The sequence below is a fragment of the Arenimonas aestuarii genome (genome assembly GCF_054781715.1).
In genome coordinates, this window is sequence record NZ_BAAGTW010000004.1 from 564,557 (window position 1) to 589,285 (window position 24,729).

The following is a 24,729-nucleotide window of genomic DNA, read 5'->3' on the forward strand; positions in this document are numbered from 1 at the left end:
CTGTGTCCTACAGCAGCGCCAGGCTCAGCGCTGGCCACCAGGTCACCAGCGCCACGGCCAGCCCCAGCACCAGGAAAAACGGCAGGCAGGCGCGCACGAGGGTGCCGATGGGCTTGCCGAAGCGGTAGGCGGCGATGAACAGATTCATGCCCACCGGCGGCGTGAAGTAGCCCAGCTGAAGGTTGGCCAGCATGACGATGCCAAGGTGCACGGGGTGGATGCCGAAGGCCGCCGCCACCGGGATAAGCAGCGGCGTCAGGATGACGATGGCCGAAAAGATGTCCAGCAGCATGCCCACGGCCAGCAGGAACAGGTTGAGCAGGCCCAGGAAGACCCAGGGGCTGTCCACGTGCCGGCTGAGCCAGTCGAACAGGCGGGTGGGCACCTGCTGGTCCACCAGCCAGTTCGACAGGGCCAGCGCCGCCGCCAGGATCATCAGGATCGCGCCGACCAGGCGCATCGATTCGGCCATCACGCCGGGCAGTTTTGCCCAGGTTATTTCCCTTTTAATACAGACGATTACAACAAATACATAAAGTGCTGTCACAGCCGCGGTTTCGCTGGCCGCCAGGGCGCCGGAATAGATGGCGCCCAGCACGATCACCGGCAGCGGCAGCTCCCAGGCGCAGTCCTTCAGGGCCGCGCGCAGTTCGCGGGAATCGAAGCCGTGGCGGGCGCGTTCTATGCCCCGCCCGGACCACATGGCGTGCACCGACAGCATCGCGATCATCAGCAGGCCCGGCAGCAGGCCGGCCAGGAACAGGTCCGGGATGGTCACCGGCGTCGGCCCGCCCACCTGCCCGGCCACGAAGCCGTAGACGATCAGCGGCAACGAGGGGGCGAACAGCAGGCCCAGGCTGCCGGCCGACGTCACCAGGCCCAGGCTGTAGCGTTCGGAGTAGCCGGCCTCGCGCAGGGCCGGGTACAGCAGCGCGCCCAGGGCGACGATGGTGACGCCGGAGGCGCCGGTGAAGGCGGTGAACAGGGCGCAGGCGACGATGGCGACGATCGCCAGGCCGCCCGGCAGCCAGCCCAGCAGCGCATTGGACAGCCGCACCAGCCGCCGCGGCGCGCCGCTTTCGCCCAGCAGGTAGCCGGCCAGCGTGAACAGCGGTATCGCCACCAGCCCGGGCAGGTCGCCCAGGCGGTAAACCTCGACGGCCACGATGATCAGGTCGTAGCCGGCCAGGTGGAAGCCAAGCAGGGCCACGGCCAGGATCACCGCGAACAAAGGCATGCCCAGCGCCGCCAGCAGCGCCACCACCAACAAACCCAGGCCCAGGCTCACGCGTCCATGTCCTGGGGTTCGGGCGGCAGCGCGGTGGCGGCCAGGACGAAACGCAGCGCCATCAGCCCGAAGCCGACCGGCAGCGCCAGCATCGGCACCCAGCTGGGCACGCCGGCGATGAAGGGCATCGGCGCTTCCTGCTCAAGCTGCACCAGGCCCCAGCCCAGCCAGGCCATGCCGGCGCACAGCACCGCCGCGGCCGCCTGCGCCAGGGCCCAGGCCGCACGCCGGGCCCGGGGCGGAAGGACCCGGGGCAGCGCATCAATGGCGATGTGGCGATGGCCGCGAGTTGCCCCCAGGGCACCCAGCAGGGCCAGCCAGAGCACGCCGGCCCGTCCGGCCGGTTCCGCCCAGGCCAGGCCGGTGTCCAGGAACAGGCGCAGTCCGATCTGCGCCAGCGACAGCAGCAAGAGCGCCGCCAGCAGCGACGCCAGAAGCACGTCCTCGGCCTGGTGCAGTCGCCGGACCCAGCGGCCGGGCATGACTCAGGGCGCCCCGTCCGCGGCCAGCGCCTTGCGGACTGCCGACATCACGTCGGCCGAGAGGTCGCCCCTGGCCTCCATGTCGGCGATGACCCGGTCGCCGGCGGCGCGCCAGCGCGCGGCCTCTTCCGGCGCCAGGGCATTCACCGACAGGCCCTGGTTCTTGAGTGCTTCGAGCGCCGCCAGGTTGTCGCGCTGGACGGTGGCATCCATGCGTGCCGCGGCGTCGCCGAAGGATTTCGCCAACACCTGCTGGTCGGCCGGGGAGAGCCGCTTCCAGGCCTTTTCGTCGAGCACCAGGTAACCGACCACGAAGCTCAGTGGCAGGTCCACCATGTGCTTGAGCTTGCCGTGCCACTGCAGGGCGATGGCGCCGCTGGGCGTATTGGCGACGGTATCGACCAGGCCGGTCTGCAGGCTGGTGAACACGTCGCCGATGGGCAGCGGGATCGGGCTGACGCCGGCGGCCTCGAAGGTGCGGATGGCGATGACATCGTTCTGCGGCACCCACAGCTTGATGCCGGCAACGTCGGCGCGGCTGCGCAGGGGCCGGTCGCCCATCAGGTAGGCAAAACCCACGCCCGAGACACCGAGCATGCGCAGGCCGCGTTTTTCGAAGCCCTTGGCCAGCAGGGGATCGACCGCGCTGCGCACGCGCTGCACGTCGCCCCAGTCGTCGAACAGGAACGGCAGGCTGTAGGCCGGGGCGTCGGGATAGACCAGGGACAGTTCGCTGGCGGTCAGCACGCCACCCTGCAGTTGGCCCAGGCGCATCTTGCGCAGCACCACGGCGTCGTTGCCCATCACTCCGCCCGGATAGAACTTCACCTGCACGCGGCCGTTGGTGCCCTGCCCGACCTCCTCGGCGGCGGTGCGCAGTTCCCGCATCCAGGCCGAGCCCTCAGGTGCCAGGGTGGCGATCTTGATCGCCTGGGCGCCGGCGGGCAGCGACAGGACCAACAACAGGCAGATCAACAGCGGGCGGAACATGGCGTTTCCCCGGTCAGAAAAATTCGCGGCCGCTGACCACCAGCGCGCGGGCGCGCTCCTGGGCCAGCACGTTCATGAGCGTAAACCCCGGCTCGGCGGGTTCGGCGGCCAGCACGTCGGCCAGCAGGCGGTCGTGCAGCGGCTGGTCGTACACGAGCCGGGCATAGGTTTCCGCCATCAGGACCTTGGCGTAAAGATTGCGGCCGCCGGATTGTTCGATGGCGGCCTCGAAGTGTTCGCGGCCCAGTTCCGGGCGGCCGCCGACGGCTTCGGGGCGCAGCGAGTGCAGCACGCCCAGGTACACCCGGGCCATGCCGCGGTCGTGGCCGGGCTCGATCTGCGCCACGCGTTCGAGCAGTGCCTGCACCTTGGGCAGGTCGGCGATGGCGGCCCAGTCGTCGCGGTGGGCCTGCAGGTAAGCCGCCCAGGCGGCGCCCAGCGCATAGAGGGTTTCGATGTCATCGGCCGGGGTCGCGGCGACCCGGGCCTCGAACGCATCCACCGGTCCCGGCATGGCTTCGCACAGTCGGGCATTACGCAGGCAGGTACCACGCCGGGCGTAATCGAGGGCCTTGGTCGACAGGCGCTGGGCACGCACGGTGTCGTCGCCGGTGAAGCTGCCCGCATAGGCGCCGTTGAGGCCGGCGGCCGCGAACAGCAGCGGTGCGTTGCCGGCCTTGCCCGGGGTCTGGCCCTGCACCAGGGCATCGAGCAGCAGCAGATAGGCCGGCAGGCCGTCGCGCACGGTGGCGGGGTCGTTGCTGTTGTAGACCGCATCGCCAAGCTGTCCGGCGAGACGGTCACCGGCCCGCCCGGCGATCGCCGTGCACCCGGCCAGCAGCAGCACCAGCAGGCAGGTGGCCAGGCGGCGGCTCCAGGGTTTCAGGCGCGTGATCATCGGCATGGGCCCAGTGTGCCGGCTCAGCGTGACGATTGCGCGGCGTCGAGGGCGTCGGCCGCCTCGAGCGTGTTCTGCATCAGCGTTGCCACGGTCATCGGCCCGACGCCGCCGGGCACCGGCGTGATCCAGGAGGCCCGCTCGGCCGCGGCCGCGAAGCCGACGTCGCCGACCAGGCGGCCGTCGTCGAGCCGGTTGATGCCGACGTCGATGACCACGGCGCCGGGTTTGACCCACTCGCCCGGCACGATGTCCGGCCGGCCCACCGCCACCACCAGGATGTCGGCCTCGCCGACGTGGCGACGCAGCACGTCCTTGGGCGTGAACTTGTGGCAGCTGGTGGTGGTGCAGCCCGCGATCAGCAGTTCCAGTGCCATCGGCCGGCCGACGTGGTTGCTGACGCCGACGATGGTGGCGCTGCGTCCACGCACGGGCTGGTCGGTATAGGCCAGCAGCGTGGTGATGCCGCGTGGCGTGCACGGGCGCAGGCCAAACTGGCGCAGGGCCAAGTGGCCGACGTTTTCCGGATGGAAGCCGTCCACGTCCTTGCGCGGGTCGATGCGGTGGATGAGCCAATTGGCGTCGCGGTTCCCCGGCAGCGGCAGCTGGACCAGGATGCCGTGGATGGCCGGGTCGGCGTTGAGGCGGTCGATCAGCGTCGCCAGTTCGGCGTCGGAGGTGTCGGCCGGCAGGTCGTAGTCGACGGCGCGGATGCCCACCTTCTTGGCGGCCCGGCGCTTGTTGCGCACGTAAACCGCCGAGGCCGGATCCGCCCCGACCAGTACGACGGCCAGGCCGGGCGCGGCCTTGCCCGCGGCCAGGCGGGCTTGCACGCGCCGCGCGAGGTCGTCCAGGAGGGTGTCGGCAATGCCCTTGCCGTCGAGGATGCGGGCGCTCATGGCAGGATTATCCCCGAACCCCACCCGGCACCGCCACATGAATGACAATACCGCCCTCGAAGCCGCAGCGTTCCGCCGCCTGTTGTCCCACCTGCGCGAGCGCTCCGACGTGCAGAACATCGACCTGATGATCCTGGCCGGCTTCTGCCGCAACTGCCTGGCCGACTGGCTGCGCGAGGCTGCGGACGCCGCCGGCGTGCCGATGGATCGGGACCAGGCCCGCGAACAGGTCTACGGCATGCCGTTCCAGGAATGGAAGGCCAGGCACCAGCGCGACGCCACGCCCGAACAGCTGGCTGCCTTCGAGGCCAGCCGCGCCCGGCACGAATAAAAAAACGCCCCGACGCGAGGCCGGGGCGTTGAAGTCCCACTGACGGGATAGAGAGAGAGGTATCAGGCGCGCTTGCGGCGGCTGCGCGGCGTCGCGGCACGCGGGGCGCGGCGGGCGCGGACCGGCTTGCCGGTGATGAAGCGCGATTCGAATTCGGCCTGGGCACGTTCGGCGAAGGCTTCGGCCTGGCCACGCAGGCGGGCGACCTGGCGGCCGGCTTCGTTGGCGGCGGCTTCGGCACGCTCGCGGAGCTGGTCGGCGTTGGCGGCCGCGGCATCGAAAGAGCGGCGGGCCTGCTTGCGCGCCAGCACGGCGGCGCCCAGGCCGGCCAGCAGCAGGGTGCGCGGGCTGATTTCAACGGGGGTCTTGCGGCGACGGGTGGTTGGACGGCTCATGGCAAACCTCGCTGTCAGGGGGCGGAAGGCCCCGTATCGGCGGCGAGTCTGTGCGCGGCGCCAAGAGCTTTCACACTAGTCGGCACCGGCTTGCGGACGGCCGTGGCTCGGGTGATGCTGGCCGCATCCCCTTCGGAGCATCTGCATGGCCGCCAAGAAGTCCGCCTGGACCCGGTTTCCCCATCCCGACAAGGCCTTTGACTACGCGGGCGACAAGCTCAAGAAGGCCTGGCCGGCCCTGCACGCCGGCGATGCCGAACCCTTCCCGGACGACAAGCGCGCCGCGGCCCTGGCCAAGGCCGCCGGCAAGGCCGCGCCCAAGGGCCTGGACGCTGCTGCCCTCGCCGAGGCCCTGCAGGACGCCTGGCGCGATTTCCACCGCGGCGATTTCCAGCAGGCTTTCGAAGCCGGCACCGCCCTGGGCCCGGTCGGCGCCTCGGTCGCCTGCAAGGCACTGGCGATACACGCTTCCTACCTGGTGGGCGACGAGGGCGAGCAGCTCAAACGCTACGAGCAGGCCGGCGCGCTGGCCGAAGCCGCCATCGCCGCCTTGCCCGGCGAAGCCAACAGCCACTACCGCTTCGCGCATGCCATGGGCCGTTACAGCCAGGGCATCTCCATCGTCAAGGCGCTGAAGATGGGCCTGGCCGGCAAGGTGCGCAAGGCGCTGGACCAGGCGCTGGAGCTGGCCCCGAAACACGCCGAAGCGCACACCGCGATGGCGCTCTACCACGGTGAGATCATCGACAAGGTCGGCGCCCTGGTTGGCGGCCTGACCTACGGCGCCAAGGCCGCGGTCGCCGAGAAACACATGGCCACCGCGCTCAAGCTGACCCCGTCCTCGCCCATCGCCCACGTCGAACAGGCGCACCTGCTGTTGCTGCTGCACGGCGACAAGAAGGAAGACCAGGCCGCCGCCGCGTTTGAAAAAGCCGGCAAGCTCAAACCCCGCGATGCCATGGAAGCCCTGGACGCGCGCTTCGCCCGTGACCAGCTCGAATAACCCGCGCGGACTCGATCCTGAAGAAGCGGCGCGGCGACTGGCCACCCATGGCCGCAATGAGCTTCCGCCGCCGCCGCGGCGTGGCCTGGGCCGCATCGCCGCCCAGGTGATGACCGAACCGATGTTCCTGCTGCTGGCCCTGGCCGCCGCGGCCTACCTGGTGTTGGGCGAGCCCGCCGAAGGCGCCCTGCTGGCCGGGTTCGCCATGGTCACCATCGGCCTGGTGGTGGTCCAGGAGCGGCGCAGCGAGCGGGCACTCGAAGCCCTGCGTGCGCTTGGCGCGCCGGTGGCGGTGGTCATCCGCGCCGGCAGCGCCCGGCGGCTGCCGGCCGGCGAGGTGGTTCCCGGCGACCTGCTGGTGGTCGAAGAGGGTTCCCGCGTTCCGGCCGATGCCCGGCTCCAGTCGGCGCGCTCGCTGGCCGTTGACGAGTCGTTGCTTACCGGTGAAAGCCTGGCCGTCGAAAAACAGGCCGACGCACCGGGCGACGCCGGCGAAGTTTTCGCCGGCACCCTCGTGGTCGGCGGCAACGGGCTTGCCCTGGTCACGCGTACCGGCGTCGCCACCCGCAGCGGTCAGATCGGGCAAGCCCTGGGCGACATCCAGGTGGAGTCCACCCGCCTGCAGCGCAATACCGCGCACCTGGTGCGGCTGTTCGGGCTGTTGGCGCTGGCGGTAAGCCTGTCGCTGCTGCTGTTCCATGGACTGGCCCGCGGTGAATGGGTGCAGGGCCTGCTGTCGTCGATCGCACTGGCGATGGCGATGTTGCCCGAGGAGTTCCCCCTGGCGCTGGCGGTGTTCTTCGCACTCGGCGCCTGGCGCATGGCCCGCGTCGGCGTACTGGTCCGGCGTGCCGCGGTGGTGGAAACCCTGGGTGCGGCGACCGTGCTGTGCGTGGACAAGACCGGCACGCTGACCGAGAACCGCATGCGTGTCGCCTGGCTTTCCGACGGCAGGCACGAGGCCCGCCTGGAGGCCGGCGACCCCGCGCCGGACGCGTTGGCGCCCTTGCTCGACGTGGCCACGCTGGCCAGCCGGGCGCATTCGATGGATCCGATGGACCGGGCCCTGCAGGCGCTGGCGGGAGATCGCCTGGCGCAGGCGGAAGTGGGCCACTTCCCGGTGGCGCCGGAGTTGCCGGCGATGAGCGTGGCGCATGACCTGGCCAGCGATGGCCTGCGCGTCGCCACCAAGGGGGCGCCGGAAGCCGTGGCGCGACTGTGCCGGCTGGGCCCTGCGGAACGGGCGGCGGTGCTGGAGGCAGCGGCCGACGCTGCGGCGCGTGGACTGCGCGTGCTCGGCGTCGCGGAGTCGCGGCTCGACGGCGGCGGTACCCTGCCCGCCCGCCACGCCGACCTGACGCCCCATTGGCGGGGCCTGATCGGATTCGAGGATCCGCTGCGACCAACCGTGCCCGAGGCCGTGGCCGAAGCCCGCGCGGCCGGGATCCGGGTGGTGATGCTGACCGGTGACTTCGCGCCGACCGCGCGTGCCATCGCCCGCCAGGCCGGCTTGCTGGCGCCCGACCATGTGCACCTGGGCCCGGAGCTCGACGTCATGGACGACGCTGCTTTCGCCGAGGTGGCCGCGAGCGAGGGCGTGTTTGCCCGCGTGCGGCCGGAGCAGAAGCTGCGCCTGGTGCAGGCGCTCAAGGCCCGCGGCGACGTGGTCGCGATGACCGGCGACGGCGTCAATGACGCCCCGGCCCTGAAGGCCGCGCACATTGGCATCGCCATGGGCCAGCGCGGCACCGACGTCGCCCGCGAGGCGGCGCCGATGGTGCTGGTGCAGGAAGACTTCGGCCTGATCGTCGACGCCGTGCGCCAGGGCCGGCGCATCTTCGACAACCTGCGCAAGGTGATGCTCTACATCGTCGCCGTGCACGTGCCGATCGCCGGCCTGGCCGTGCTGCCGCTGCTGATGGGTTTCCCCCCGCTGCTGCTGCCCGCGCACGTGGTGCTGGTGGAGATGGTGATCGACCCGATGTGCTCGGTGGCTTTCGAAGGCCAGCCCGGCGAGCCCGACCTGATGAAGCAGCCGCCGCGGCCGCTGGCGGAATCCCTGGTTGGTGGCGCCCAGCTGGTGCTGGCCACGGGCCTGGGCGGCGTGCTGCTGGCGCTGTGCATGGCGTCCTACCTGCTGGCAAGGACCGATGGCGTGGCTGACGACGTGGCGCGCACCCTGGCCATCCTGACCCTGACAGCCGGCAACCTGGCCCTGGTGGCCAGCCTGGCGCGCCGCGGCCGGGCCTGGGTGCGCGGCAACGGGCGTGCCTACCTGGTCATCACCCTCGGCGCGGCGGCCATCCTGGGTGCCTGCATCGGCGTGCCGGCCCTGCGCGAGTTGTTCGACTTCGGCCTGCCCAGCCCGGGCCAGGCGGCGCGGGCCCTGACCCTGGGCCTGGTCGGTGGCCTGGCACTGGAAGTGATCAAGCCGCTGCCGGCGGTGCAGCGCATCCTCGGCCGGCATGGCCACGGCCACGCCGCGCCCGCAGCGCGGGCATGAAAAAAGGCCCGGCAGTGCCGGGCCTTTGTTTCGGAACCTGGTGGGCGGTACAGGACTTGAACCTGTGACCCTTGCCGTGTGAAAGCAATGCTCTACCAACTGAGCTAACCGCCCGAATAGCCGCGAATCTTACCCAAGGGCGCCAAACCGGTCAAGGCGGCGACCGGGCTCAGCGCAGCTTGCTGGCCATCATCCGGGCCGCTTCCGGCGGGGCTTCGAAGCTGTCGGGACGGGCGCGGTCCCAGAACACTTCGAACACCGCGTGGTCCGGAATGCCCTCGAGCAGCCGGCCCTGGGGTACGAACCGGTGCAGGGTCGCCAGCGATCGCACTTCGGTCGAAGACACCCGGCGCACGATGTGTTCCGGCCCCAGCTGGGACGGATGGGTCAAGCCGGCGGCCGCCAGAAGTTCCTTGAGCGCGATGACGGTGTTGCGGTGGAAGTTGTAGACGCGGGTCGCCTTGTCCACCGGGTCCAGGGCCGCCTGCCGGCTCGGGTCCTGGGTGGCGATGCCGGTGGGGCAGCGGTCGGTGTGGCAGCTCTGCGACTGGATGCAGCCCAGCGAGAACATGAAACCGCGCGCCGCGTTGCACCAGTCGGCGCCCAGGGCCAGGGTGCGGGCGATATCGAAGGCCGTGACGATCTTCCCGGCCGCGGCGACCCGCACCCGCGAGCGCAGGTCCAGGCCGACCAGGGTGTTGTGCACCAGCATGAGGGCCTCACGCATCGGCGCGCCGACGTGGTCGATGAACTCCATCGGCGCCGCGCCGGTGCCACCCTCGCCGCCATCAACGACGACGAAGTCCGGGGTGATGCCGGTTTCGCGCATCGCCTTGGCGATGGCGAACCATTCCCAGGGGTGCCCGACCGCGAGCTTGAAACCGGTGGGCTTGCCGCCCGACAGGTCGCGCAGCTCCTGGATGAACTCGAGCAGGCCGATCGGCGTCGAAAACGCGCTGTGCGCCGGCGGTGAGTGGCACTCGACGCCCACCGGGATGCCACGGGCCTCGGCGATCTCGGGGCTGACCTTGGCCGCAGGCAGGATGCCGCCCTGCCCCGGCTTGGCGCCCTGGCTGAGCTTGAGTTCGATCATGCGCACCTGCGGATCGGTGGCATTGCGCCGGAAGCGTTCGCGGTCGAAGCCACCGGCCTCGTCGCGGCAGCCGAAATAACCCGAGCCGATTTCCCAGGCCAGGTCGCCGCCGTGTTCGCGGTGGTAGCGCGAGATCGAGCCTTCGCCAGTGTCGTGGTAGAAGCCGCCGCGCTTGGCACCCGCGTTGAGCGCCAGGATGGCGTTTGCTGAAAGCGAGCCGAAACTCATCGCGGAGATGTTGAACACGCTCGCCTGGTAGGGCTGGGCGCGGTCCTCGCCGACCGGGATGCGGAAGTCGTGCGAGTCGATGCGGGCCGGCTGCATCGAATGGTTGATCCATTCGTAGTCATCGCCGTAGACGTCGCGCATCGTGCCAAAGGGCCGCGTATCGGTGACCGCCTTGGCGCGCTGGTAGACGATGGCACGCTGCAGCCGCGAGAACGGCGCTTCGTGCGTATCCGATTCGATGAAGTACTGGCGGATCTCCGGGCCGATCGACTCCAGGCCATAGCGGAAGTGCGCGGTCAGTGGGTAATTGCGGCGCAGCGTGTGCTTGCGCTGCAGCAGGTCCCACAGGCCCACCAACGACAGGGTGCCGAAGGCCAGCACGCCCCAGGCCGCGCCGGTGAAAGGAAGGGCGGCGACGCTGAAGAGCACGGTGAGCACCAGGCAGCTCGCGAAGGGCCAGTAGCGTTTGGGCAGCATCGGGATCTCCGCGGCGTCAGGTGGTGCCCGGGGTGGGGGTCGAACCCACATGGCCTTGCGGCCGGGGGATTTTAAGTCCCATGCGTCTACCAGTTTCGCCACCCGGGCATCGGGGCATGGTGCCGGAATCGCCGCGACCCGGCCAGCCGCCCGATCCGCCGCCTGGCGCAATAAAAAAGCCCCGCCGGAGCGGGGCTTGAAAGCTTGGAGGCCGAGGTCGGAATTGAACCGGCGTACGCGGATTTGCAGTCCGCTGCATAACCACTCTGCCACCCGGCCGGGAAGCGAATCCGGGGCCAAGCTTAGCGCGGCGGACCCGGAAAAAACAAAACCCCGGCGAACGGGGCTTTGTCTGAAACTGGAGCGGGAAACGAGACTCGAACTCGCGACCCCGACCTTGGCAAGGTCGTGCTCTACCAACTGAGCTATTCCCGCAAGAGACGCGTATTTTGGGGATCGGGCCGGCCCCTGTCAATACTTTTTTCGCTTCAGCCCTTCTTGCGCATGGTCGGCCACGCCGCCCGCAGGTAGTCCCAGCCCGACCACAAGGTCAGGGCCGCGGCCACCGCCAGCAGCCATTCGCCGATGCGGAACACCGGAAGGCCCAACAGGTCTTCCTGGAACAGCAGGCAGCTGATCGCGGTCATCTGCACGATCGTTTTGAGCTTGCCCAGCGCCGCCACCTTGACCAGGCCGTGCGCCCCCATCTGCGCCATCCATTCACGCAGGGCCGAGATGGTGATCTCGCGGCCGATGATGATCGCCGCCAGCATGGCCATCACCGGGGTCGGGTAACGCTCGACCACCAGCAGCAGCGCGAAGGCCACCGTCAGCTTGTCGGCGACCGGGTCCAGGAAGGCGCCGAAGGCCGAATACATGCCATAGCGGCGCGCTATCCAGCCATCGGCCCAGTCCGTGGCCGCCCCGAGCACGAACACCGCCGCGGCGGCGATGTTGGTCCAGCCATACGGCAGGTAGAACACGACCACCAGCACCGGGATCAGGAGGATCCGGAAGATGGTGAGCATGGTCGGGATGGTCAGGGTCATCGGTTCGCCGGCGTCGGAATGGCGCGATTATGGCTCAAGTCCATGCAGGGCATCGTAGATGCGCTGCGCCAGTGCGGCGCTGACGCCCTCGGCGCGCGCGATTTCCTCGACGCCCGCCTCGCGCAGGCCGGCGAGGCCGCCGAAGTGTTTGAGCAGCGCGGCGCGACGGCGCGGGCCGATGCCCGGGATGTCCTCGAGCCGGCTGGTCTCACGCGTCTTCTGGCGTTTGCCGCGATGGCCGGTGATGGCGAAACGATGCGCTTCGTCACGCACCTGCTGCACCAGCTGCAGGCCGGGCGACGCGGCGCCAGGGCGGATTTCGCGACCGTCGGGGAAGACCAGCGCTTCATGCCCTGCCCGCCTTGCCTCGCCCTTGGCGACACCAACCATGGCCACGCCGGTGACGCCCAGGGCCTCGAGCACCGAACGCGCCTGCGACAGCTGACCGGCACCGCCGTCGATCAGCAGCAGGTCGGGCAGCACGCCATCTTCCATGCCCCGCCGGAACCGGCGCTCCAGCGCCTGGTGCATCGCGGCGTAGTCGTCGCCGGGTTCGATGCCACTGATGTTGTAGCGGCGGTACTGCCCGCGCACCGGGCCTTCGGCATCGAAGACGACGCACGAAGCAACGGTGGCCTCGCCCATGGTGTGGCTGATGTCGAAACACTCGATGCGCGCGGGTGCCTGCTCCAGGCCCAGCAGTTCCTGCAGCGACTGCAGCCGGGCCCGCTGGCTGGCGCTGCTTGCCATTTCGGTGCCCAGCGCCAGGGCGGCGTTCTGGCGGGCGATGTCGAGGTAGCGGGCGCGTTCGCCGCGCACCGAGGACTTGATCTCGACCTTGCGTCCGGCCTGGCTGGCCAGCACGTCCTGAAGCAGGGCCTGGTCGGCGATGGCGTGGCTGAGCACGATCTCGCGCGGCGGCCGGTGTTCGAGGTAGTGCTGGGCGACGAATGCGCCCAGGACCTCTTCGCAGGCCTCGGCGCCGTTGGCCTTGGGGAAAAAACTCCGCGTGCCCTGGTTGAAGCCGTTTCGAAAGGCCATGAGCAGCACGCAGGCCTGGCCGCGCTCGAGCACACAAGCCAGCACGTCCATCTCGACCTGTTCACCCTCGACGTACTGGCGCGCCTGTATGCGCCGGATCGCGGCGATCTGGTCGCGCAGCTGGGCCGCCTGCTCAAATTCCAGGCGCGCGCTGGCCGCCTCCATGGCCTGCCCCAATTCGTCCACCAGCTCGGTGCTCCGGCCTTCCAGGAACAGGGCCGCGCGCCGCACCGTGGCGTCGTATTCGCGGGTTGGCACCAGGCCCACGCAAGGCGCGCTGCAGCGTCCTATCTGGTGCTGCAGGCAGGGCCGGCTGCGGTTGCGGAAGACGCTGTCCTCGCAGCTGCGCAGCTTGAACAGCTTGAACATGAGGTCCAGGGTCTCGCGCACCGCGCCCGAGCTGGTGAAAGGTCCGAAATAACGTCCCGGCACCGACCGCGGCCCACGCTGGTAGGCCAGCCGCGGCCAGGTCTCGTCGGTGAGCACGATGTGCGGGTAACTCTTGTCGTCGCGCAGGAGCACGTTGTAGCGCGGCCTCAGCGACTTGATCAGCTGGTTCTCGAGGATCAGCGCCTCGCTTTCGGTGCGGGTGATCGTGACGTCGATGCCGGCGATCTGCGCCACCATCAGGGCAATGCGCCGCGACGGCTGGTCCTTGAGGAAATAACTGGCGACGCGCTTTTTCAGCGAGGCCGCCTTGCCGACGTAGAGCACCGAGCCGTCGGCGGCGAGCATGCGGTAGACACCCGGCGCCGGGGTCAGCCGCCGGACGAAGGCCTTGCCGTCGAATTCCCCGGCTTGCGCCGGCCCGTCGGTCATTCGCCGATCGGCAGCCGGCCCAACTTGCCGGTGCCCAGGTCGTAGCGCAGCACTTCGTGCGCGCCGGAGTTGGCGATCCACAGCGAACCCGGCGCAGCCGCCAGCGCCGCCGGTTGTTCGAGCTGTTGCGGCAGCGCGTGCGTGCTGACGTCGCCACCGCCCAGCCTCAGGCGACGCAGGCTGCCGTTGTACGTATCGGCGATCCAGAGAACCGGACTTGCGGGGTCGAGCGCGATCGCCAGCGGATACTGCAGGCGAGCTTCCCTGCGCTGGCCGTCCTGGTCGCCAAACTCGTACAGTCCCTGCCCCACCAGCGTCTGCACCTGCCCCTGGGTGATCTGCAGGGAACGGATGGCGGAGCTGGCGGCGTCGGCGATATAGAGGGTCTGCTGCACCTGGGCCAGCGCCGCCGGGTGGGCGAACATCGCACCGCGGGCGGGCCCGTCGGCGATGCCCAGTTCGCCGGAGCCGGCGGTTAGCTTGAGCCGGCCCTGCCCGAGTTCGTATTCCCAGACCTGGTTGGCGCCGGCCATGGCGATGTAGATGCGGTCGAGGTTGCCCACCACGTCCCAGGGTTGGTTCAAGGGCAGTTCCGAGGCCTTGCCGCTGCCTTCGCGCGGCGTGCCCGGGAGTCCCGTTCCGGCCAGGGTTTCGACCACGCCGTCGAGCAGGCGGATGCGACGAAGGGCGTGGTTGCCGGTGTCGGCCACGTACAGCGATTCGCGGACCAGGCACAGGCCACGCGGATGCCGGAACGCGGCGTCTTCCGGGGCGCCGTCCACCAGGTCGCCGTGGCCGGTGCCGAACTCGCGCAATACCCGGCCCGAATGTGTGCACTCGAGGATGCGGTGATGGCCGGTGTCGGCCACGTAGAGGTGGTTCTCGCCGACCGCCAGGCCGGACGGGAACGACAGCGGCAGCCGGGCCTCGGCGCCGAGCCGGCGCGTCTGCTCGGCCTGCACCAGGGCACCGCCGGTTTCCTCCATCAGGCCCTGGATGGCCGTTTCCAGCCGGCCGGCCTGGTCGTCGCCGGTGAACAGCTCGCGCAGGCGGCCGCGGCTGTCGACCAGCGCCACCGAGGGCCAGGCCTGGATGCCGTAGTGCTGCCAGGTGCTCCAGCCCCGGTCGTTGGCCACCGGAAACGGCAGGCCGAGCCGGTTGGCGGCCTTGAGCACCAGGCGGCCGTCGAGTTCGGAGTCGAAGCGCGGCAGGTGGATGCCGATGAGCGACAGGCCCACCGGGAACTTCGCCTGCAGCCGCAGCAGCTCGCCCAGCAGCGTATGGCAATACGGTGACGCGGCGTTCCAGAACACCAGGCCCAGCACCCGGCCGCGATGGGCTTCGATGCGCTGGGGGTCGGCGTTGAGCCACTGCAGTTGGGCAGGTAGTTCGGGCGCGGCGTGGACGGCGTTCATGGTCGCGGGTTCCGGGGAGTGCTGGGCATTATGCCCCTGAAGCCAAACGACGCAGCAGGCCGTCGGCGGCCTCGCTGGCGAGTTGGCAGACATGGTCGAAATCACGCTCGTGCCCGTAGTACGGGTCGGGTACCTCCCCGCCGCGCGCCACGCCGCACCAATCCAGGACCAGGGCGAGGCGCGAATGTGCCGATGCTGGTGCCAGCGCGCGGACGGCGGCCAGGTTGTCCCGGTCGGCGCAGAGCAGCAGGTCGAAACGCTGGAAGTCGTCGGTTTGGAGCTGCCTCGCGCGCTGGCCCGCGATACCGACGCCGCGTCGCTGCGCGGCGGCGATGGCCCGCGGGTCGGGCGGCTGGCCGGCGTGCCAGCCGCCGGTGCCGGCCGAATCGACGGAGAAGGCAACCGGGCTGTCCGGGCGTCTGTGTGCCGCCCAGCCCTCGAGTAACGGCGAGCGACAGATGTTTCCCATGCAAATAAATAGGATATTCAATTATTTACAACACATTATTCATGTTGTTTGTCATTCATGAGCCGGGCCTCGGCGCGGGCGAGGTCGGCTTCGGTGTCCACGCCCGGTGGGAACGGTACCGGCGTCAACCCGACCGCGATGCGATGGCCCGCCTCCAGCACGCGCAGCTGTTCCAGGGCTTCAAGCTGTTCCAGCTGGCCTGGCGGCAGTTGCGTGAACAGGCGCAGGAAGCCGGCGCGGTAGGCATAGATGCCGATGTGCCGCAGGGCGCTGCCCGCCACCGGTCCGACCCGGTCGCGGGCAAAACGGTCGCGCTGCCAGGGGATCGGGGCCCGGCTGAAATACAGGGCCAGGCCGTTGCGGTCGCGCACCAGTTTCACGGCATTGGGGTCGAACAAGGTGTCGGCATCGAGGATGGGCGCGGCCAGGGTCGCCATCTCGGCCTGCCCGCCGGCCAGCACCTCGGCCACGGCGCGGATGCCCTCCGGCGGCGCGAAGGGCTCGTCGCCCTGCAGGTTCACCACGATGCTGTCGTCGGGCCAGGCCAGTTGCGCGGCGCATTCGGCCAGGCGGTCGGTGCCCGAGGCGTGGTCGGCGCGGGTCATGCACACGCGAAGGGGCTGCCCGGCCAGGGCGTCGGCGATGCGCGGGTCGTCGGTCGCGACCACCACTTCTCGGGCGCCGGCCGCCAGCGCACGTCGCGCGACATGCACGACCATCGGTTCGCCGGCGATCAGTCGCAAGGGTTTGCCCGGCAGCCGCGAGGCGCCGTAGCGGGCGGGGATGGCGACGATGAAATCAGGTGTGCTCACGGGCTGGCTTCCGGGCAAGGGGCTTGCCGCACCCCGGCGAGGCGAAGGTTGATGGCGTCGACGAAGTCTTCGGGCAGCTCGGCGACGGCCGGAACCGCCCAGGTGTCGCGCAGGCCGAAGCCGGAACATTTGACCGCGTCCTTCTCGGTCATCAGCCGCGGCGCCGGTGGGCTGAACTCAAGGTCCCCGGCCCGGTAGGCGTGGTGGTCGGGAAAGGCGTGCTCAAGCACGTCGAGCCCGGCCCCGCGCAGGGCCTGGAAAAACCGCGCCGGGTTGCCGATGCCGGCGATGGCGTGCACCGGTCCGGACGCGAACAGACCCAATGGGCGTGGTTCGCCGGGACCCAGCGGCCGGGCGTCGCCGAGTCGAAGGTCCATGCGCCATTCCCCGTCGGCCGCCTCGCCGCCATTGATTACCCGGAAATCCACCGCGCGGCCCGCCGGTTCGCGCAGGGGGCCGGCGGGCAGGAGCCGGCCATTGCCCAGTCGCCGTTCGCCATCGCGCACTTCGATCTCGACGTCGCGCCCAAGTCGCAGATGCTGCAGGCCGTCGTCGGCAATAACCAGGTTGCAGCCGGCTTCTTCGACCAGGCGGCGGGCGGCGGCGACGCGGTCGCGGTCCACCGCCACCGGCAGGCCGGTCTGCCGGGCGATCAGCAAGGGTTCGTCGCCGCAATCAGCGGGATCCGAGTCGGGTTGCGCCCAGGTCGGGCCGGTGCCGCGCCGGCCATGGCCGCGGCTGGCGATGCCTGGTTTCCAGCCACGGCGCGCCAGTGCCCGGGCCAGGCCGATGGCCAGCGGGGTTTTGCCGGCGCCGCCGGCGACGAGGTTGCCGATGACGAGCACCGGCACCGGCAGCCGTTCCACCGGCCGCGCACCACGGGCGTAGGCCGCCTGGCGCCGGCGCACCAGCGCGCCATAGATCCGCGACAGCACGTCCAGCACCGGGCCGGGCGCCACGTCGCCGTACCAGCGTCGCAGCAGCCAGCGCTCGAGCGCCGCTTTCACCCGGCCTCCGGCTCGCGGAACTGCATGCGGTGCAGGTGGGCGTAGAGCCCGCCCTTCGCCAGCAGGCTGGCATGCGTGCCCTGCTCCACCAGCCGGCCGCCGTCGAGCACCAGCACCTGGTCGGCGTGTTCGACCGTGGACAGGCGATGGGCGATGACCAGGGTGGTCCGGTCCGGGATGAGCCGGTTCAGCGCGTCCTGCACGAGTCGTTCGGACTCGGTGTCGAGCGCGGCGGTGGCTTCGTCCAGGATCAGGATCGGCGCGTCCTTGAGGATCGCCCGGGCGATGGCCAGGCGCTGGCGCTGGCCGCCGGAAAGCAGGCCGCCGTTTTCGCCGATGCTGGCCTGCATGCCACCGGGCAGGCGCTCGATGAACTCGAGCGCATTGGCCGCTTCGGCCGCGGCGCGGATGCGTGCATCGTCGGCGCCGGCGTCTGCACCGTAGGCGATGTTGGCGGCGATGGAGTCGTCGAACAGCATCACCCGCTGCCCGACCATGGCGACCTGACGGCGCAGGTCGGCCAGGCGGTAGTCGCCGACCGCATGTCCATCCACGCGCACCTCGCCCTGGCTGGCCTCGTAAAAACGCGGCAGCAGGCGGATAAGGGTGGACTTGCCGCTGCCCGAGCGGCCAACGATGGCGGTGACCGTGCCCGGTGCCGCACGGAAGCTGATACCCGCCAGCGCCGGCGTGTCCTGCCCCGGATAAGTGACGCTGACGTCGCGGAATTCGACGTCGCCGTGGGCCCGCGCCAACGGGCGCCGGCCGTTGTCGGCCTCGTCGGCCTCGTCGAGGATGTAGAACAGGCGGTCGGCCGCGGCGACGCCGCGCTGCACGACGCTCTGCACGTTGGCGATGCGCTTGAGCGAAGGCAGCATCGCCATCATCGAGGTCAGGATGGCCACGAAACTGCCGGCGGTCATGCGGCCCTCGCTGGCCTCGTGGCCGGCCACCAGCAGGATGACCGCCAGTGCCACCGCGGCCAGGGTCTGCACCAGCGACGACGCGCCTGCGCGGGTGGCTTCGACCTTCACGCCCAGGCGCAGGTTCTGGCCGATCAGCTTTCGGTAACGGGAAAGTTCGGACTCCTGGGCGCCGTAGACCTTTACTTCCTGCTGGGCGGAAAGCGCCTGTTCGGCGATCTGCGCCATGGATGCCACGCCGTCCTGGATGCCGCGGTTGATGCGCCGGTAGCGCCGTCCCACCACGGCCGAGATGCCGCCGATCAGGGGCGCCAGCACCAGCATCACCACGGTCACCCGTGGGCTGTACCAGAACATCACCGCCAGCAGCGCGATGATCGTCAGCGTGTCGGTGAGGATGGTCTTGAGCGCGTCCGAGCTGGCCTGGGTGACCTGCTCGGTGTCGTAGTTGAGGCGCGAGACCATGGCCGGCACCGGCTCACGGTCGAAGCGTTCGCTGGGCAGGCGCAGGTACTTGGCGAGGATGTCCTCGCGCAGGTCGCGCACGACGCTGCGACCGGTCCGGGCCATGCCGTAATCGGTGGCGAAGGTGGCGAACCCGCGCACGACGAACAGGCTGACGATGGCCAGCGGGATGGTCCAGCGCATGCCTTCGTTCTGGGCGACGAAGGTTTCGTCGACGATGGGCTTCATCATCCAGGTGAAGGCCGCCGCCGCGCCGGCCTCGAACACCATGCCGATGCCCGCCGCCACCAGCAGCGGCCAGTAGCGCCGGGCGCGCTTGAGCAGCCGCCGGTAGACGACCCAGGCCGGGGTTTCGGAACTCAAGGCGTGGCCTCGGGCGTGGTGGCGAGATTGATGCGGGTGAAACCCAGCTGGCCCAGGCTGTCCATCACCGTCACGAGGTGCTGGGTCTGGGACCGGGCATCGGCTCGCACGACGATCTGGCGGGTGCGGTCGGCGCCGGCTTCGCTGGCCAGGCTGGCGCGCAGCGAGGCGGGGTCGGTCTTGAGCACTTCGCTGTTGCCGATGAAGATGCGGCCATCGGCATCGATCAGCACGGTCAGTGGCTGCTCGACCTGGACTTCGGTGCGCGAGTCGGTCTTGGGCAGCACGATCTTGAGCGCGGAGCGATGGTCGAAGGTGGTGGTGACCACCAGGAAGATGATCAGGCAGAACACCACGTCGATCAGCGAGACGAGGCTGATCTCCGGTTCATCGGGTATCCGGCCGGTACTGAGTTTCACGCCTTGCTCCGCTTGGTGGCGCGCGGCGGCTTGCCCGGGCTTGCCGAAGGCTCCTCCTCCAGGGCATCGAGCAGGGCCGTCGCCTGCTGCTCCATATCGACCACGTAGCCCGTGATCCGGCCGCGCAGGTAGCGATGGAAGATGACCGCCGGAATCGCCACGCACAGGCCGGCCGCCGTCGATATCAGGGCCTGGCCGATGCCGCCGGCCAGGCGGTTGGCATCACCGACGCCGGCGGTGAGGATGTCCAGGAACATCTCGATCATGCCGAACACGGTGCCCAGCAGGCCCAGCAGCGGTGCCACCGCGGCGATCGTGCCCAGGGTGTTGAGGAAACGTTCCATGCGGTGGGCGACATGCCGGCCCACGTCCTCGATGCGTTCCTTGATGATCTCGCGGGGGCGATGACGCACGTCCAGCCCCGCGGCCAGCAGTTCGCCCAGCGGCGAGTTCCGGCGCAGGATGTCGATGTGCTTGGGGTCGAGCTGGCGGCCGCGGGCCCAGTCACGGACTTCTTCGCCCAGGCCGTCGGGCAGCACTTCCCTGCGCCGCAGGCTCCAGAAACGCTCCAGGATGATGGCCAGCGCCAGCACCGCCAGCGCGATGATCGGCGCCATCACCCAGCCGCCTGCCTTGATCAGTTCCAGCACGCCTCACCTATGCCGTTGGGGGGGATCGATAGCATAGCCTGTGCCGCCAGCCGGGGCATCGCGCCAATACCGGGGGCGGTCCGCGCGAAGCCGCTCGAGCACCTGCACGCCGCTGCGACCGAGGCGCAGGCGCACGGCGCCCGACGCGGCGCTGTCCAACAACGGCGTGCCATAACGATCGTACCGATCCAGGACAATCTGATTGGGCAGGCCGAAACGGTTGTGGTGCCCCACCGGCAGCAGCCCCAGCGTGGGTCGCACCGCGGCAAGGAAGTCCAGGCTCGAGGACGTGTCGCTGCCGTGGTGTGGCACCACCAGCACATCGCTGCGCACCTGCCGGGCGGGGAGTCTGGCCAGTCGCGCTTCAACATGCCGCCCGATGTCGCCGGGAAGCAGCGCGACCTGCCCGGCCGCTTCGATCCGCAGCACGCAGCTGCTGTCGTTGCGCAGGTAGGGGAAACCTGGCGTCGGGTGCAGCCAGGTGAATTCCACGCCGTCCCAGTGCCAGCCCTGCCCGGCCAAGCAGGCCTGCATGCCCGGTCGGGCCCAGGCCGCCGGCGCGATGATCCGGCCCACGGGCAGGCCGGCGCGCACGGCGTCGACGCCGCCGGCGTGGTCGTTGTCGCCGTGGCTGATCACCAGGGCATGCAGGTGGCGCACCCCGAGCGCACGCAGCGCCGGCAGCACCGCCGCTTCGCCGAAGTCCATGCCGCGTGGCGGCGCCGGGCCGGCGTCGTAGAGCAGCACGTGGCGCTGGGTCAGCACCACCAGGGAAAGCCCCTGCCCCACGTCCACCATCAGCAGGTCGGCTTCGCCCGGCCCGGGCCGGTCCATGGCCGGCCAGAGCAGCGGCAGGAACAGCAGCGCCGCCAGCGGCTTGCCGGGTACGCCGCGGGGCAGCAGGAGCCAGAAGGCACCGGCCAGGGCCAGGACCAGGCTGGCCGGCGCCGGCTCGGGCAGCCAGGCCAGCGCAGCGGGCCAGCCCGCCACCCACTCCAGGCCCAGCCAAAGCCAGTGCATGAGCGTGGCCGCTGCCTGCCAGGCCAGGGCGGCCGCGCTTTCATGCAGCGGATGCAGCAAGAGCCCGAGCAGGGCCAGGGGCACCACGCCCAGGCTGATCCAGGGGATGCCGACCAGGTTCACCAGCGGCGCCGGCAGCGACGCCTGGCTGAAGAACCAGGCGCCGACGGGCAGGAGCCCCAGCATCGCCACCGCCTGGGCCCCGACGAAGGGGCGCCACCACCCCTGGCCCGGCCCGGCGGGCAGGCACCACAGCAGCCAGGCGACGCCGAGATAGCTGAGCCAGAAGCCCGGCGAGAGCACGGCCAGTGGATCGGCCAGCAGGACCGCGATCGTCGCCAGGGCCAGCGACTGGCCATTGCCCTGGGGGCGGCGCAGCAGTCGTGCCAGCACGACCACGGCGATCATCAGTGCGGTGCGAACCGTGGGCAGGGCGAATCCCGCCAGCGCCGTGTAGGCCAGCGACAGCGCCAGGGCCAGCACCGCGGTGCCCAGCGGCCGGGGCCAGCGCCGCGCCAGGAAGGGCAAGAGGCGCCACAGCCCCTGCCCCAGCAGCGCGCCGAAACCGGCGACCAGGCCGACGTGGAAACCGGAAATGGCGATCAGGTGGGTCAGGCCCGTGGCGCGCAATACCGCCCAGTCGTGGTCAACCAGGCCGCGGGTGTCGCCCAGGGCCAGGGCCTGCACGAATCGGGCGCGGGCGTCGGGCACCGCTTCCGATATCGCCGCCGACAGGGCCTCGCGGCGGCGATCCAGGACCTGCAGCGTCGCCGGCGGGCCCCTGCGCTGCCCCTCGACGACGTAGCCGGTGGCGGCCAGCCGGCGTTCCAGTGCCCGGCGTTCAAGGTCGAAGCCGCCCGGGTTGAGCACGCCGCGCGGTGGCCGCAGGCGCACGGTCAACTGCCACCGGCTGCCGGCCTGGATAGCCGGCAGGCTTTCGCCGGGACGGACGTACCAGCCCAACTGCAGTCGCCGGCCGGCCAGGGCTGCGGCGGGGCCCTCGCCGGTTTCGACGGTGAAGGCGAAGCGCCTGGCGTGCTCGCCCGCCTCGGGCAGGCCGGTCACGTACCCTCGGAGCCGCAGTTCGGTGCCCGACAGCGCATCGGGCAGACGCAATGAAAGCGAATGCGCGCCGTGGGCGCAGGCCAGGCCGACGCCAACCAGGCCGGCGCCAAGCCAGCGCCATCGCGTGGCCGAGCACCATAGTCGCAACCCACAAAATGACCAGGCCAGGACGAGCGCCGGCCCAGGCAGGCTGGCCAGCCCCTGCACCCACACGACACCGGCCAGCAGGGCAGCCGCGGCTCCGGGCCCGAAGGGCGCCGGCGCCGGGGCGCGCTGGCCCGGCAACTCAGTCCCCGGTGGCGGGTCGCAGTTGTCCCTGGGTCAGTTCCAGGGTCCGATCCAGTCGCCGCGCCAGGCGGCGATCGTGGGTCACCATGACCAGGGCGGTGCCCAGGTCGCGGTTGAGTTCAAGCAGCAGATCGAACACCGTGGCGGCGGTTTTTTCGTCGAGGTTGCCGGTGGGCTCGTCGCCCAGCACGCAGGCCGGGCGTGCGACCAGGGCGCGCGCCACGGCGGCGCGTTGGCGTTCGCCGCCCGAGAGTTCGCCCGGCTTGTGGCCCAGGCGATGGCTCAGGCCCACGCGTTCGAGCAGGGCCTGCGCGACGGGCCGTGCGGAGCCATCGCGGTCGCCGCGGATCAGCAGCGGCATCATGACGTTCTCGAGCGCGGTGAATTCCGGCAGCAGGTGATGGAACTGGTAGACGAAGCCCAGGGCGCGGTTGCGCAGCAGCCCGCGCTCGCGCTCGCCCAGGGACGACATGCGCTGGCCGGCGACGTGCACCTCGCCCGAACTGGCGCTGTCCAGGCCACCGAGCAAGTGCAGCAGCGTGCTCTTGCCGGCACCGGAGGCGCCGACGATGGCGACGGTCTCGCCGCGGTGCACGGACAGTTCCAGGCCGTCGAAAACGGGCGTGCGCAGGTCCCCTTCCTGGTAGGTCTTGCCCAGGTTCTCGCAGCGGATGACGACGTCGTTCATGGGCTCATTCATAGCGCAGCGCCGTGGCGGGATCGGTGCGCGAAGCGCGCCAGGCCGGGTAAAGGGTGGCCAGCAGGCAAAGTACGAAGGCAACGCAGGCAATCATCAGCACGTCCATCGGATCGACCAGGGTCGGCACGCCGCTGATGTAATAAACATCCGAGGGCATCAGCTCGGTCTGCGTGGCGTTCTCGATGTAACGCACGATGTTCGACAGGTTGCTGGCCAGCAGCACGCCGCTGGCCACGCCGATGCCGATGCCCAGCAGGCCGATCACCATGCCCTGCACGATGAACACCCGCATCACCGAGCCGGGCGACATGCCCAGGGTCCGCAGGATGGCGATGTCGGACTGCTTGTCCTGCACCAGCATCACCAGCGAGGAGACCAGATTGAAGGCGGCGATGGCGATCACCAGCGACAGCAGGATGAACATGACCGTCTTCTCGAGCTTGAGCGCCCGGAAGAAGTTGGCGTTGTCCCGGGTCCAGTCGCGCACGCGGTAATTGCCCTGCATCCGGTCGGCCAGGTCGCGTGCCACCGGCCAGGCGTCCCACAGGTCGACCAGCTTGAGGCGCACGCCGCTGACGCCGTCGCCCATGCGGCCCAGGCGCTGGGCGTCATTGAGATGCACGAGGGCCATGCCCAGGTCGAATTCCTGCGCGCCGGCCTCGAAGACACCGACCACTTCGAAGCGCCGCGCCCGGGGCATGGCGCCGAGCGGCGTGACCGTGGCTTCGGAGATGTAGACGTTGACCGAATCACCAACGCCGACTCCCAGCAGCAAGGACAGTTCGCGGCCCAGGATGATGCGGTATTCCCCGGCCTGCAGGTCGTCGAGGCGGCCCTGGACCATCTTGTCGGCGAGTTCGGAAACCTGGGGCTCGAGCGCGGGCAGCACGCCGCGGATGATCGCCCCACGACGCGAGCGGCCCTGCAGCAGTGATTCGGTTTCCACGTAGGGGGCGGCGCCAACGACGCGCGGATCTTCGCCGGCGAGCTCGACCGCGCGTGGCCAGTCCTGCAGGGGTCCGCCGATGCCGGAAACGGTGGCATGCGCCACCATGCCGAGGATGCGGTCGCGAAGTTCCTGCTGGAAACCACTCATCACCGAAATGGTGGTGATCAGGGCCATCACGCCGATGATGATCCCCAGGATCGAAGCCATCGAGATGAAGGAAATGAAGCCGTTGCGACGTTTTGCCCGCAGGTAGCGCAGGCCGATGGCGAGGGAGAGGTTTGGGAGCATGGGGGCCTAGGCTGCCATGGATGGCAGGTGGATTCCGGAACGGGGGCTGACGGACCCGGCGAGACGAAGCCGGCGACGGTCAGGGGCGGACAGCGTATCGGGCCACCAGCTGCGCGACCAGAGGCGGCCGCCGGCCGTCCGGGCCTGGATGCACAGCAGGGGTCCCCTTTCGCACAGGGTCGGTCGCTGGAGCACCTGTTTCCCGCCCCGGGTGTCGTGCACCACCAGCGTCGGACCTTGCCAGTCCAGGCGCAGTACAGGCCGCAGGGCCTCGCGCCGGGCCAGGGCCAGGCCCGTCAGGGCCGCGACCACCGCCAACAGCGGCTTGAACGGACCCTGCAGGTTGCTCGCCATCACACAGAGCGCCGACAGTGTCGCCATGGCGCACAAGGCGCCCACC

General features: G+C 70.2%; 23 protein-coding genes and 4 tRNA genes. 3 read left to right on the forward strand and 24 right to left on the reverse strand.

Going from position 1 to position 24,729, the window contains the following annotated elements; all coding sequences use genetic code 11:
* Positions 1-7 precede the first annotated feature (7 nt).
* The 5 genes from ACYVJH_RS03495 to folD are packed head-to-tail and all read right to left on the reverse strand — an operon-like array spanning position 8 to position 4,557.
* A complete protein-coding gene (locus tag ACYVJH_RS03495) occupies positions 8-1,288 on the reverse strand; it encodes a TRAP transporter large permease (protein ID WP_460453262.1) in 1,281 nt (426 codons plus the stop codon).
* Positions 1,285-1,770, reverse strand: coding sequence for a TRAP transporter small permease (locus ACYVJH_RS03500; RefSeq protein ID WP_460453263.1), 486 nt, complete (start codon positions 1,768-1,770; stop codon positions 1,285-1,287). The genes ACYVJH_RS03495 and ACYVJH_RS03500 overlap by 4 nt, the downstream gene beginning before the upstream one ends.
* A 3-nt stretch (positions 1,771-1,773) precedes the next feature.
* The gene (gene dctP, locus ACYVJH_RS03505; RefSeq protein ID WP_460453264.1) at positions 1,774-2,760 is read right to left on the reverse strand and encodes a TRAP transporter substrate-binding protein DctP; all 987 of its coding nucleotides are present in this window, start codon (positions 2,758-2,760) and stop codon (positions 1,774-1,776) included.
* A 13-nt stretch (positions 2,761-2,773) separates the two neighbouring features.
* Positions 2,774-3,658 carry a TRAP transporter TatT component family protein gene (locus ACYVJH_RS03510; protein WP_460453265.1) on the reverse strand — a complete coding sequence of 295 codons (885 nt, stop codon included), beginning with the start codon at positions 3,656-3,658 and terminating at the stop codon, positions 2,774-2,776.
* 23 nt (positions 3,659-3,681) lie between these two features.
* Positions 3,682-4,557 (reverse strand): bifunctional methylenetetrahydrofolate dehydrogenase/methenyltetrahydrofolate cyclohydrolase FolD, encoded by an 876-nt coding sequence (gene folD / locus ACYVJH_RS03515; protein ID WP_460453266.1) that lies wholly within the window; start codon positions 4,555-4,557, stop codon positions 3,682-3,684.
* 37 nt (positions 4,558-4,594) lie between these two features.
* On the opposite strand from folD, the gene ACYVJH_RS03520 reads away from it, so the two are divergent.
* Positions 4,595-4,888 carry a DUF1244 domain-containing protein gene (locus tag ACYVJH_RS03520; protein WP_460453267.1) on the forward strand — a complete coding sequence of 98 codons (294 nt, stop codon included), beginning with the start codon at positions 4,595-4,597 and terminating at the stop codon, positions 4,886-4,888.
* A 62-nt stretch (positions 4,889-4,950) separates the two neighbouring features.
* On the opposite strand, the gene ACYVJH_RS03525 is transcribed toward ACYVJH_RS03520, so the two are convergent.
* A complete protein-coding gene (locus ACYVJH_RS03525; protein ID WP_460453268.1) occupies positions 4,951-5,283 on the reverse strand; it encodes a hypothetical protein in 333 nt (110 codons plus the stop codon).
* A gap of 145 nt (positions 5,284-5,428) precedes the next feature.
* Here ACYVJH_RS03525 and ACYVJH_RS03530 point away from each other — a divergent pair, with 145 nt between their 5' ends.
* Both ACYVJH_RS03530 and ACYVJH_RS03535 read left to right on the forward strand, forming a co-directional pair.
* The gene (locus tag ACYVJH_RS03530) at positions 5,429-6,286 is read left to right on the forward strand and encodes a hypothetical protein (RefSeq protein WP_460453269.1); all 858 of its coding nucleotides are present in this window, start codon (positions 5,429-5,431) and stop codon (positions 6,284-6,286) included.
* On the forward strand, positions 6,270-8,789 hold the full coding sequence (locus ACYVJH_RS03535; RefSeq protein ID WP_460453270.1) for a cation-translocating P-type ATPase: 2,520 nt from the start codon (positions 6,270-6,272) through the stop codon (positions 8,787-8,789). The genes ACYVJH_RS03530 and ACYVJH_RS03535 overlap by 17 nt, the downstream gene beginning before the upstream one ends.
* 38 nt (positions 8,790-8,827) lie before the next feature.
* Here ACYVJH_RS03535 and ACYVJH_RS03540 read toward each other — a convergent pair.
* From ACYVJH_RS03540 to ACYVJH_RS03625, 18 genes are all read right to left on the reverse strand, one after another.
* Positions 8,828-8,903 (reverse strand) — tRNA-Val (locus ACYVJH_RS03540).
* Between the two features lie 55 nt (positions 8,904-8,958).
* Positions 8,959-10,587: an FMN-binding glutamate synthase family protein gene (locus tag ACYVJH_RS03545; protein WP_460453271.1), complete on the reverse strand. Its 1,629-nt coding sequence runs from the start codon at positions 10,585-10,587 to the stop codon at positions 8,959-8,961.
* A 21-nt stretch (positions 10,588-10,608) separates the two neighbouring features.
* Positions 10,609-10,695 (reverse strand) — tRNA-Leu (locus tag ACYVJH_RS03550).
* Between the two features lie 97 nt (positions 10,696-10,792).
* Positions 10,793-10,866, reverse strand: a tRNA-Cys gene (locus ACYVJH_RS03555).
* A gap of 80 nt (positions 10,867-10,946) precedes the next feature.
* Positions 10,947-11,022 (reverse strand) — tRNA-Gly (locus tag ACYVJH_RS03560).
* Positions 11,023-11,075: 53 nt separating this feature from the next.
* Positions 11,076-11,636, reverse strand: a complete 561-nt coding sequence (gene pgsA, locus ACYVJH_RS03565) for a CDP-diacylglycerol--glycerol-3-phosphate 3-phosphatidyltransferase (RefSeq protein WP_460453272.1) — start codon at positions 11,634-11,636, stop codon at positions 11,076-11,078.
* Between the two features lie 27 nt (positions 11,637-11,663).
* The gene (gene uvrC, locus ACYVJH_RS03570) at positions 11,664-13,496 is read right to left on the reverse strand and encodes an excinuclease ABC subunit UvrC (RefSeq protein WP_460453273.1); all 1,833 of its coding nucleotides are present in this window, start codon (positions 13,494-13,496) and stop codon (positions 11,664-11,666) included.
* A complete protein-coding gene (locus ACYVJH_RS03575; protein ID WP_460453274.1) occupies positions 13,493-14,911 on the reverse strand; it encodes a redoxin family protein in 1,419 nt (472 codons plus the stop codon). The genes uvrC and ACYVJH_RS03575 overlap by 4 nt, the downstream gene beginning before the upstream one ends.
* Positions 14,912-14,939: 28 nt before the next feature.
* Positions 14,940-15,401: a low molecular weight protein-tyrosine-phosphatase gene (locus tag ACYVJH_RS03580; RefSeq protein WP_460453275.1), complete on the reverse strand. Its 462-nt coding sequence runs from the start codon at positions 15,399-15,401 to the stop codon at positions 14,940-14,942.
* A 14-nt stretch (positions 15,402-15,415) separates the two neighbouring features.
* Positions 15,416-16,192: a 3-deoxy-manno-octulosonate cytidylyltransferase gene (gene kdsB / locus ACYVJH_RS03585; RefSeq protein WP_460453276.1), complete on the reverse strand. Its 777-nt coding sequence runs from the start codon at positions 16,190-16,192 to the stop codon at positions 15,416-15,418.
* Complete coding sequence (gene lpxK, locus ACYVJH_RS03590; RefSeq protein ID WP_460453277.1) at positions 16,189-17,199, reverse strand: tetraacyldisaccharide 4'-kinase; 1,011 nt, start codon at positions 17,197-17,199, stop codon at positions 16,189-16,191. Before lpxK ends, kdsB begins: the two co-directional genes overlap by 4 nt.
* Positions 17,196-18,950, reverse strand: a complete 1,755-nt coding sequence (gene msbA, locus ACYVJH_RS03595) for a lipid A export permease/ATP-binding protein MsbA (RefSeq protein ID WP_460453278.1) — start codon at positions 18,948-18,950, stop codon at positions 17,196-17,198. The genes lpxK and msbA overlap by 4 nt, the downstream gene beginning before the upstream one ends.
* Positions 18,947-19,369 carry an ExbD/TolR family protein gene (locus tag ACYVJH_RS03600; protein ID WP_460453279.1) on the reverse strand — a complete coding sequence of 141 codons (423 nt, stop codon included), beginning with the start codon at positions 19,367-19,369 and terminating at the stop codon, positions 18,947-18,949. Before ACYVJH_RS03600 ends, msbA begins: the two co-directional genes overlap by 4 nt.
* Positions 19,366-20,019 carry a MotA/TolQ/ExbB proton channel family protein gene (locus ACYVJH_RS03605; RefSeq protein ID WP_460453280.1) on the reverse strand — a complete coding sequence of 218 codons (654 nt, stop codon included), beginning with the start codon at positions 20,017-20,019 and terminating at the stop codon, positions 19,366-19,368. Before ACYVJH_RS03605 ends, ACYVJH_RS03600 begins: the two co-directional genes overlap by 4 nt.
* A gap of 3 nt (positions 20,020-20,022) precedes the next feature.
* The gene (locus tag ACYVJH_RS03610) at positions 20,023-22,389 is read right to left on the reverse strand and encodes a DNA internalization-related competence protein ComEC/Rec2 (protein WP_460453281.1); all 2,367 of its coding nucleotides are present in this window, start codon (positions 22,387-22,389) and stop codon (positions 20,023-20,025) included.
* A 1-nt stretch (position 22,390) separates the two neighbouring features.
* Positions 22,391-23,092 carry a lipoprotein-releasing ABC transporter ATP-binding protein LolD gene (gene lolD / locus ACYVJH_RS03615; protein ID WP_460453282.1) on the reverse strand — a complete coding sequence of 234 codons (702 nt, stop codon included), beginning with the start codon at positions 23,090-23,092 and terminating at the stop codon, positions 22,391-22,393.
* Positions 23,085-24,329, reverse strand: coding sequence for a lipoprotein-releasing ABC transporter permease subunit (locus ACYVJH_RS03620; protein ID WP_460453283.1), 1,245 nt, complete (start codon positions 24,327-24,329; stop codon positions 23,085-23,087). Before ACYVJH_RS03620 ends, lolD begins: the two co-directional genes overlap by 8 nt.
* 6 nt (positions 24,330-24,335) lie before the next feature.
* Positions 24,336-24,683: a hypothetical protein gene (locus ACYVJH_RS03625; protein WP_460453284.1), complete on the reverse strand. Its 348-nt coding sequence runs from the start codon at positions 24,681-24,683 to the stop codon at positions 24,336-24,338.
* Positions 24,684-24,729 lie beyond the last annotated feature (46 nt).